The following is a 9119-nucleotide window of genomic DNA, read 5'->3' as shown; positions in this document are numbered from 1 at the left end:
GATGTATTCCTCTCCCTCGCCTGCGGAAAAGTAGAACGCACTGACCGTATCAGAATCCGCCAGTTCACCATCCGTACCGATGAAGAAAACGACGCCGACATGGGTGCCAATCGCGCGCTGGAACGGTGGGCCATCATCGGCGAGCACGGGATAGCGTTTCCGCCGACGCTCCCTTATCCTTGCCTTGGACGCCTCTTCCTCCTCGGCCCCCCTGATGGCGTCCCGCCGCGCGCGTCGCGCCTGCGGCTCAGCGCGCCCGGCCGCCGCCTCGATCGCCCGCCATCGCCGGCGGAGTTCCTCAAGAGAACGGTAAGGCACAGTCCACAAGCGGCGATCGCCGTCCCAACGGGCATGCGGGATTTCCCGGATCTCATTGACGATGGTTCGCGCGTAAGGCGTCCGGATTTCGATAACCGCTGGCATTGCTTCGAGATAGCGGCTTTCGATCGGATCGAAGGTAAAGGCGTCCCTGCCCTTGTCGTCGGCGAAAGCGTCGGCCTCTGCCTCCATCTCGGCTAGCCAGCGGCCGATGCGCCTCTCGGCGGTGCGGCCGGGCACAAACCACGCATTCAGGCTGTCGCTCCACCGAGCGCGCGGGAAAGACTCGCGAAAGCGCTGTACGGTGATACGATCGTGCGGCAGATCAGTCGTTGCGCCAACACGCTGTCCAGCCTGGATTTTGTCGTTCGGTTCCTCTTCCATAGTGCCTTACCGCAGCAATGCAGCTTTTGTTTTGGCTGCGTCGTGCTCGAACGCTCATGCTGCCTGCCTGGATTTCCCGAGACGTTTGATCGCCTGTTCCAGTGGCCGCTGGCCATCACAATAGTCCCGCCATGCGGACGTTTTCGCAAGCAGTGCAGGCACGGTGCGCACCGTAAATCGCTTCGGATCGAGGTCGGATTTCACCTGCGTCCAAGTCAGCGGCATCGACACGGTGGCGCCTGGCCGCGCCCGTGGAGACAACGGCGCCACCGCCGTCGCCATGCGATCGTTGCGCAGGTAGTCGAGAAAGATGCGCCCCTCGCGCTGGTTCTTGGCCATCTTGATCAAGTAGAGATCCGGATTGTGGCGGGCCATCTGCTCGCAGACATCATGGGCAAAGCTCTTCGCTATGTCCCAGCTGAGTTTCTTGCCCATCGACACGGCGAGAGGCGTCACTACGTGCAGTCCCTTGCCACCCGTCGTCTTGCAGAAGCTGACGAGCCCGAGGTCGTACAGCCGATCGCGGATTTCGCGGGCGGCTTCGACGACGGTGGAGAACTCGACATCAGGTCCCGGATCGAGGTCGAACACCAGACGGCCAGGCACTTCTGGCTGACCAGGCTCACAATTCCACGGATGCAGCTCGACGCCGCCGATCTGGGCGATGGCGGCCAAGCCTTCGACGCGGGCGATCTGCAGGTAAGGCTTCTTGTCGCCGAAGACCGTAACCAATTCCAGCAAGTTCGATGTCCCCGGCATGGCATGGCGCTGGAAGAATTGTTCTCCGCCGATTCCGTCCGGTGTGCGTATAATCGAGCAGGGGCGCCCCTTGATGTGGTCGATCAGCCAGGGACCGACGGCTTCGTGATAGCGGGCCAGATCGACCTTTGTCACCGGCTCTCCGTCACCAGCATCCGGCCACAGCGCCTTGTCGGGACTGGAGATCATGACGCCCATAACCTCCACCTTCGCGCCCTTGCGGAAACGCTTTGGCGCTGGTTTCGACGTCTCGGGATCGGGCACCTCAGTCTCGGAAGGTGAAGCCGGCTTCTCGGCCTCGACTTCTGCCGCCGGCTTATCTTCCCGCAAGCCCTTGAATGCCGCCTGCCGAACTTGGCCATCGGCCGTCCATCCGGCAAACTCAATCTCGGCAACCAGCTCTGGCTTCAACCAGACGATATCGGGACTCTTCTTCGGCGCCCCGATCCCTGTGAACGGCGATTTTGACGCCTCCATTTGCTGCAGCTTGGGGAGCAGCGTCTCGACGGTCTTGGCGCCATAGCCCGTACCGACCCGGCCGACATAGACAAAGTGATCGCCGCGATTGACGCCGACGAGCAACGATCGGAACTTGCCATTGGTCTTGGCATAGGCGCCGATGACGACTTCATGCCCTGCCCTGCATTTCGACTTCGCCCAGGTCTCCGTGCGGCCTGACTGATAGGGAGCGTCGCCCTGCTTGGAGACAATCCCTTCCAACGACAAACGGCAGGCAGATCTCAAAACTGCATCGCCACCGGTTTCGAAATGCTCGACGAAGCGCAAACGCGGATCCTCGCCGGCGTCGGACAACAGCGCCGCCAGCCGTTCCTTCCGTTCGGTGAGCGGCAGTTCGCGCAGGTCTTCGTCGCCGACGAATAGCAGGTCGAAAGCGAAGTACACCAGATCGTCGGTCTTTCCTTCCGACAGCGCCGCCTGTAGCGCAGCGAAATGCGGGGCGCCGTTTTCGTCCAGCGCACAGATTTCTCCATCGATGATGGCACCGGGAAGAGCCGAGGCTGACGCGGCGATGGCCGGGTATTTGGCCGTCCAGTCAAGACCCTTGCGGGTTTTCAGGGTTGCGTCACCATCCTCAATCCTCATCTGGATACGATAACCGTCGAACTTGATCTCATGGATCCAGCCATCGGCGGATGGCGGGCGGGCCAGGGTTTCGCAGAGCTGCGGTGGGACAAAATCCGGCATGGCGGATTTTGTCCGCCTGGCGGCAGCCGGCTTTTTCGTGGTCTTCACGCCCGCACTGCGCTTCTCCGCCGCAAGGCCGTGATTGCTGTCCCACACCGCATCCACCTCGACGTCGCCATTCTGCATCATGAATGGCTTGGGTTTCCTGCCCTTTCCGGACGCGATCGTCGACATCGTCCGGCTAGAAGCCACCGACGTATCGTTTTCCTCCAGGACGGCCGCTCCGTTCTCGTCGACCGAAAAGTCGTCATGATGCTTGATCAGCAACCAGTTGGTCCGCTTGCCGCCATCGCGATCATGGCGCATACGCACGAGGACGAAGCTGCCGTGCAGCCGCTTGCCGTCCAGCGTGAATTTGAAATCACCTTTGGCGAGCGCTTCCTCCGGCGACCTGTTACCTTCTGGCTCCCAGTAGCCCCGGTCCCACAGCATCACTGTGCCGCCGCCATATTGGCCTTTTGGGATGGTGCCTTCGAAATCGCCATAGTCGAGCGGGTGATCTTCTACTTCAACGGCCAACCGCTTGTCGTGTGGGTCGAGTGAAGGACCCTTGGTCACCGCCCAGGATTTGAAGACACCATCGAGTTCGAGCCGAAGGTCGTAGTGGAGACGGGTCGCATCGTGCTTCTGGATGACGAACCGCCGACGGTTCGACGGCTTCACCTGAGCTTCGCCGCCCGGTTCACCCGTTTTCTTGAAATCACGCTTGGCACGGTATGTCGAAAGATTGTCGACCATAAACTCCCGGCTCCCTCCTGCTTGTTGATGTCACAGGATCAGAACGCCTCGGCAGGCCAGTAGTTTCACCGCGTGCAAAGGTCGTGCAAATGGATCGTTGATATCGCCGCAAAGACTGCTATGTTCTCTCTTTGTTTCGGGCAAAGCTCTCACACCAGATGCCGAGCCTGCAGCCTATATTGCCGAAGCCGCCATGAACGATATGAGCAACATTCCGGTCCGGAAAATCGTCCACGTCGACATGGACGGTGCGCCGTGAAGGCGCGAGAGAGGTGAAATATGACTTAGCCATCATCTCTCAAGCTTGCTGATTTTCGACCGACGGTTGGAATGCCGTCTCGGCTGTAAGAGCAACAGCCGAAAGGGGGCCGAGAAGCTCGACCGGGCGTCGCCGGTTGGGTGTCATAAGCAGATCAGCCTCAAGTGTACCGGGTGCGAGCCACCACTCGTGGGCCGGGCTACCACAGTGTCTATGACGAGACAACGAAGTGAGCGCCCGGAAGCCTCTGTATTTATCCATACCGCTTCCACTGGTGTGTTGGCACCGGAGGTAACGCGATCCGAAGCGGCAGGGTTCAGTCCATCTCTGCTGCTGGGCACGAACATCGTGCTCGGGACAGGGACCGCTCTCTCAGCCCGTCCTCAGCATCGCCAGGGGTAGAGCTCACCGTCTAACGACACGAAGGTTGGAGATCGGAACACGGGAACTCGGATCGTTTGCCTGGCACGGAACCGGGCTAGCCTCGACGGCAGGAGACGGACGACACCGAGGGCGGAGCTTTCGTAGTAGTCGGAGCGCGGGAAAGCCGCGTGCAGGGCGAAGGGAAGCAGGAAGACGATAGAATTGCACGACGGAGGAGTAATCTGTGGACATGGATTATCAAGCCGACGAGGCTTGGGTACTCGGCGTTCAGCGCAGGCTCTATCAGCAAAGCAAGGCAAATCCCGAAGAAGCGTGGTGCGATCTATGGGGGTGGCTTACAGACGCCCGCATGATCCGTCACGCCTGGCGGCGTGTTTCCACGAATAAAGGAAAACGCTCCGCTGGAGTCGACGGGATCACTGTGGACCACGTTCGCCAAAGGATCGGTGAGCAAGCATTCCTTGAAGGCATTCGGAAGGAATTGCGCTCTGGCGCATATCGTCCGAATCCATCACGGCGAAAGCTCATTCCGAAGGCGGGCAAACCGGGGCAGTTCCGACCCTTGGGCATTCCCACGGTAAAGGATCGCGTCGTCCAAGGCGCGGTCAAAGCAGTTCTCGAGCCAATCTTCGAGGCTCAATTCTGGCCTGTCTCCTACGGGTTTCGGCCCGGAAAGGGCACACACGGGGCCTTGGAGCATATCCGGCTATCTCTCCAACCGCGCAAGCGGGAAGCGGATAGCCGACGGCACCAAATGCCATACAACTGGATAATCGAGGGCGACATAAAGGGCTGTTTCGACAACATCAACCACCACCACCTCCTGGAGAGGGTACGCGCACGCGTGGCCGACCGGCGGGTGACGGGGTTGGTCGGGCAGTTCTTGAAGGCTGGCGTTCTGGCCGAGGATCAATTCCTACGTACAGATAACGGCACGCCTCAGGGTGGGATCATCTCCCCGTTGCTGGCCAACATCGCACTGAGCGCGATCGAGGAACGCTATGAGCGATGGACCTATCACCGCACGAAAATCCGGAACCACCGCCTCTGCGACGAGGCGGCGGCGGCACTAAGCGCACGAGGACGGGATCGCCGGCTAGGACGCTGTGTGTTCTTCCCGATCCGATATGCCGATGACTTTGTCGTGTTGGTTTCAGGCTCGAAGGAAGATGCCGTCGCGGAGAAGTCCGCACTGGCGGATTACCTTCGGCGAACGACCGGTCTCGAACTGTCACCGGAAAAGACCAGGATCACGGCTGTGGCGGAAGGGTTCGAGTTTCTCGGATTTCACGTCGCTATGCGATGGGACAAACGATACGGGTATTTCCCCCGTATCGAGATACCCAAAGCAAAATCCGCTGATCTGCGCCACAAGATAAAGGTCCTCACCAAGGTCAATACGAACTTGGTGCCTCTTGGGCGGAAGCTCGATGAACTGAACTCAATCCTTCGAGGCTGGACTGGCTACTATCGCCACTGCGCCCGAGCCGGGAAAGTGTACGGCCATAGACTGGTTCGTGACACGCCGTATCTGGTGCTGGCTTCGCAAGAAGCGCCGAAAGGCTAGGGTGCGCGACATAATGCGGTCATTCGGGCCGAGCCGTCGCCGCCCGACAAGACGCGTCTGGCGAGAGGGTCTCCACGAGCAATATATTCTCGCTTGGACTCCTATCAGTCGGTTCCTGCTTGGCTGGATGAAAACGACTGCATTTGCCATGTCTTCTGGAGAGCCGGATGCGTAACGAAAGGCGCAAGTCCGGTTCGGCGAGAGGCGATGAGAGACCACCCGCTGCGAGGCGGCTAGGCGCTCATCGCCTACTCTATCCGTTTTACGCGTCGGTCGAGCAGCGCGATAATCCGGAACTCCGGGGCAAGCCGCTGGCCGTCGGCGGATCGGCGGCGCGCGGCGTGGTGGCCGCCGCCAGCTATGAGGCACGGGCTTTTGGTGTCCATTCGGCCATGCCGTCGGTCACGGCGAAGCGCAAATGTCCAGACCTGATTTTCGTGCCGCCGCGCTTCGAGGTCTATAAGGCGGTTTCCCAGCAAATCCGCGAAATCTTCGCCGAATATACCCCGCTGATCGAGCCGCTATCGCTGGACGAAGCCTATCTGGATGTGACGGAAAATCTGAAGGGCATGGAAATCGCCACCGAGATTGCGCTGGAGATCCGCGCCAAGATCAAGCAGGTCACCGGGCTCAACGCTTCAGCCGGGATTTCCTACAATAAGTTCCTCGCCAAAATGGCCAGCGATCTGAACAAACCCAATGGCCAGGCCGTCATCACGCCGAAGAACGGACCAGGCTTTGTCGAAACCCTGCCCGTTAAAAAATTCCATGGCGTGGGGCCGGCGACGGCCGAGCGTAGCGCAAATACGGGATCGAAACCGGGCTCGACCTGAAATCGAAGTCGCTCGCTTTCCTGCAGGAGCATTTCGGCAAATCCGGTCCTTATTTCTATGGCATCGCGCGTGGCATTGACGAGCGCCAGGTCAGGCCCGACCGCATCCGCAAATCGGTCGGCGCGGAAGACACATTCGTCGAGGATATCGATGACCTCGAACACGCGAAGGCGGAACTGAAGCCGCTTGCCGAGAAGGTCTGGCGCTATTGCGAGGCACAGGGCATCAGCGGGAAGACTGTGACCGTGAAAATCAAATACTCGGACTTCACCCAGGCGACCCGCAGTCGGACGGCCACAGTTCCGTTCACAAGCATGGCCGATGTATTCGACGCGGCATCCGAACTTCTGGCAACTGTCTATCCCTTCAAACGGTCCGTGCGCCTGTTGGGTGTAACACTATCGTCGCTGACCAACGATCAGCCCAGCGACGCGACCGAGGGACAGCCGCAACTCGATCTCAATCTGTAGCAGGAACAAGGCCCTGAGAACGAAAAAGCCTGCCGCGGGAGGAGGTGCGGCAGGCTTTCCGAAAGAACCGAACAGCGGCTAGCAGGAGGAGTGCCGCTGTTCCGACAGACGTCCCTGGGAGGAGGAGTGGGCCGCCTGAAAATCGAAGCTTTGCGGGAGGAGGTGCATTGCTTCGATGCGATTAATCATACACCGATCGCGGACAGCGCCAATGTCTCATGCTGCACTGCAGCTATGCAAGGAACACAAGCCTGAAAGGTCACTTAGCGAACGAGAATCCAAGCGACTTAGACCCGCGAACTTGACGCAAAAACGCCCGCATCATCAGCGGGCGTAGAACAGTCTTAGATACCAGACGCTATGCGGTTAACGCGCGATCGATGCGCGGGCAACGCTGCGGATGTCAGCGCGGTCGATGCCGAGGTCCTGGAGTTCGCGGCCAGTCAAGCGTCCGAGTTCGGTGACGGCCTGGCGATACTTGCGCCAATTGTTGAAAGAGCGTGCTACGTTCATGATAATCCCCTTCCTGAAGGCTATGTGACGTCACCAACCCTGCTTGGTCCCGGCGTCGTTTCGATGATTGGAATATAGGCATTTCAATCGGTTTAAAACAGAGATAATCCCTCACCCCACCTATGCGCAGCACGCATAGGATTTCCTTTTCAACGGGACATACTGATTTTTAGGCCCCGCAATTAAAGGTCGTCGGACGCCGACGCGTGAAAGCGCCGTCTCCGGCAGCGCGATGTCCCGCAGGCGATCAAGCGGCTCGCCCAATCGTCGAAGCAGGCCGCTTGAACGCGCGGTCCGTCAGATACCATAGCGCCGATCGAGTTCTTTCAGCGCGGACTGTATCTCATCGATAGAAATCGGCTCTGGCATTCCCGGCACCTGCCGGAGGGCCGGCTTCGAATCGATAGCGTAAAAGTCGGAGGCCCATGCCGCGAGAGTCGTTCGCTTATCATCGACGGAAAGAGCCGGCGCTCTCACCACATCGATTGGCCGCTGAAGCTGCAGATCCTGAAGCAAGACCGCTGGTCCCATCGCCATGGCGCCGCTAGCCGCCTGCTGCAACATGTCGTGCGTCATCGGGCCACCTCACTGCACGTGTGGATCCCGGTCACGCCGCAGGCGTGAGGCCGCGATCATATTGGTTTCCGGCGCCAGCAGATCGTGTTTCTCGGCGAAGGCCGCAAACAGGCCACGCGCGGTTTCCGCATCAATCTCGCCACGCAGTGCCGCACTGCAGGCCTTGAGGGCAATCGCGTGCGCGCTGTCCCTGAGTGACGTCGGGCACTCGGAAAGATGCCGGTAGGCATCCATGACGCTGCGAACCTCCGCTGGGTAGCCAAGGCCGACGAGAATAGAAACAGGCTGTCTAAACAAATCGGGTTTCATCGCTCTCTCCTTCCCAACCCAGAATGTTGATGGGCGCCGCAGTGACGGCGCCCTTGTGGAGCGGACAATGCAGGTTAAGCCGCCTTGTGCGCTTCGATCTGCGCGGGAGCAGCAGACATCAAGCCAGCAGCGCTCTCGATCGAGATCTTGCGCGGCTTCAGTGCCTCGGGGATCTCCCGAACCAGATCGACCGACAGGAGTCCGTTGCTGAGGTCCGCCCCGTTCACTCTGACATGGTCGGCGAGTTCGAACCGGTGCTCGAACGGCCGGCCGGCAATGCCACGATGCAGGTAGCCCTCGGCAGCCGCTTCCTGCTTCTTGCCTGTGACTGTCAGTAGATTGGATTGGAAGGTGATGTCGAGTTCGTCCTGGGTGAAGCCCGCGACCGCGATCGAAATCCGGTAGGTGTCGTCACCGGTCTTGACGATGTCATAGGGCGGCCAGTCACTGATCGACCGGGCGCGCTGGGCGTTTTCCAGAAGATTGAAAACCCGGTCGAAGCCGACGCTGGAACGGAACAGCGGTGCATAGTCGTAAGATGTTGCCATAGCCATATCCTCCTTGAAGCAACATGGATACGGAAGCGCCGAAAGCGGCGCTCCCAGCAAGGCCAGCCCTCATTCAGCAGCTGGCGACAATCGATTTGGTTTTTGAGAATTTCGGATTCAAGAGCAGCGGCAGAAAAAAATTTGCTCGTTTTCGGCTTCAGCTGTTGGTTTCCAGCACGAATTGATCCACTTTGCCGTTTCTCGTTGATCCGGCAGTTAGCGCAAATTGATGATCTATTTCGGATCTTTGAGGGC

General features: G+C 59.6%; 7 protein-coding genes and 1 pseudogene. 2 read left to right on the top strand and 6 right to left on the bottom strand.

Features of this window, described 5'->3' with window-relative positions:
• Window positions 1–702: hypothetical protein (locus tag AC1D06_RS40200; RefSeq protein WP_477991074.1), on the bottom strand; the 702-nt coding region annotated here is incomplete at its 3' end.
• Between the two features lie 54 nt (window positions 703–756).
• Window positions 757–3405 carry a DNA ligase D gene (gene ligD, locus AC1D06_RS40195; protein WP_477991073.1) on the bottom strand — a complete coding sequence of 883 codons (2649 nt, stop codon included), beginning with the start codon at window positions 3403–3405 and terminating at the stop codon, window positions 757–759.
• An 872-nt stretch (window positions 3406–4277) separates the two neighbouring features.
• Here ligD and ltrA point away from each other — a divergent pair.
• Both ltrA and dinB read left to right on the top strand, forming a co-directional pair.
• A complete protein-coding gene (gene ltrA, locus AC1D06_RS40190; RefSeq protein WP_477991072.1) occupies window positions 4278–5615 on the top strand; it encodes a group II intron reverse transcriptase/maturase in 1338 nt (445 codons plus the stop codon).
• A gap of 167 nt (window positions 5616–5782) precedes the next feature.
• Window positions 5783–6918 (top strand): annotated as a pseudogene (gene dinB / locus AC1D06_RS40185) (DNA polymerase IV).
• A gap of 366 nt (window positions 6919–7284) precedes the next feature.
• On the opposite strand, the gene AC1D06_RS40180 reads toward dinB, so the two are convergent.
• The 4 genes from AC1D06_RS40180 to AC1D06_RS40165 all read right to left on the bottom strand — a co-directional run bounded on the left by AC1D06_RS40180 (window position 7285) and on the right by AC1D06_RS40165 (window position 8864).
• Window positions 7285–7431 carry a DUF1127 domain-containing protein gene (locus AC1D06_RS40180; protein WP_080581738.1) on the bottom strand — a complete coding sequence of 49 codons (147 nt, stop codon included), beginning with the start codon at window positions 7429–7431 and terminating at the stop codon, window positions 7285–7287.
• Between the two features lie 297 nt (window positions 7432–7728).
• On the bottom strand, window positions 7729–8007 hold the full coding sequence (locus AC1D06_RS40175; RefSeq protein WP_477877214.1) for a hypothetical protein: 279 nt from the start codon (window positions 8005–8007) through the stop codon (window positions 7729–7731).
• Window positions 8008–8016: 9 nt separating this feature from the next.
• Window positions 8017–8316 (bottom strand): DUF982 domain-containing protein, encoded by a 300-nt coding sequence (locus AC1D06_RS40170; protein WP_477877215.1) that lies wholly within the window; start codon window positions 8314–8316, stop codon window positions 8017–8019.
• Window positions 8317–8390: 74 nt separating this feature from the next.
• Window positions 8391–8864 carry an Hsp20 family protein gene (locus AC1D06_RS40165; protein ID WP_477877216.1) on the bottom strand — a complete coding sequence of 158 codons (474 nt, stop codon included), beginning with the start codon at window positions 8862–8864 and terminating at the stop codon, window positions 8391–8393.
• Between the last annotated feature and the right edge of the window lie 255 nt (window positions 8865–9119).

This window comes from Rhizobium sp. P2_G2 (assembly GCF_056403555.1).
The sequence above is the reverse complement of the archived record's forward strand: the minus strand, read 5'-3'. Positions and strand labels throughout refer to the sequence as shown.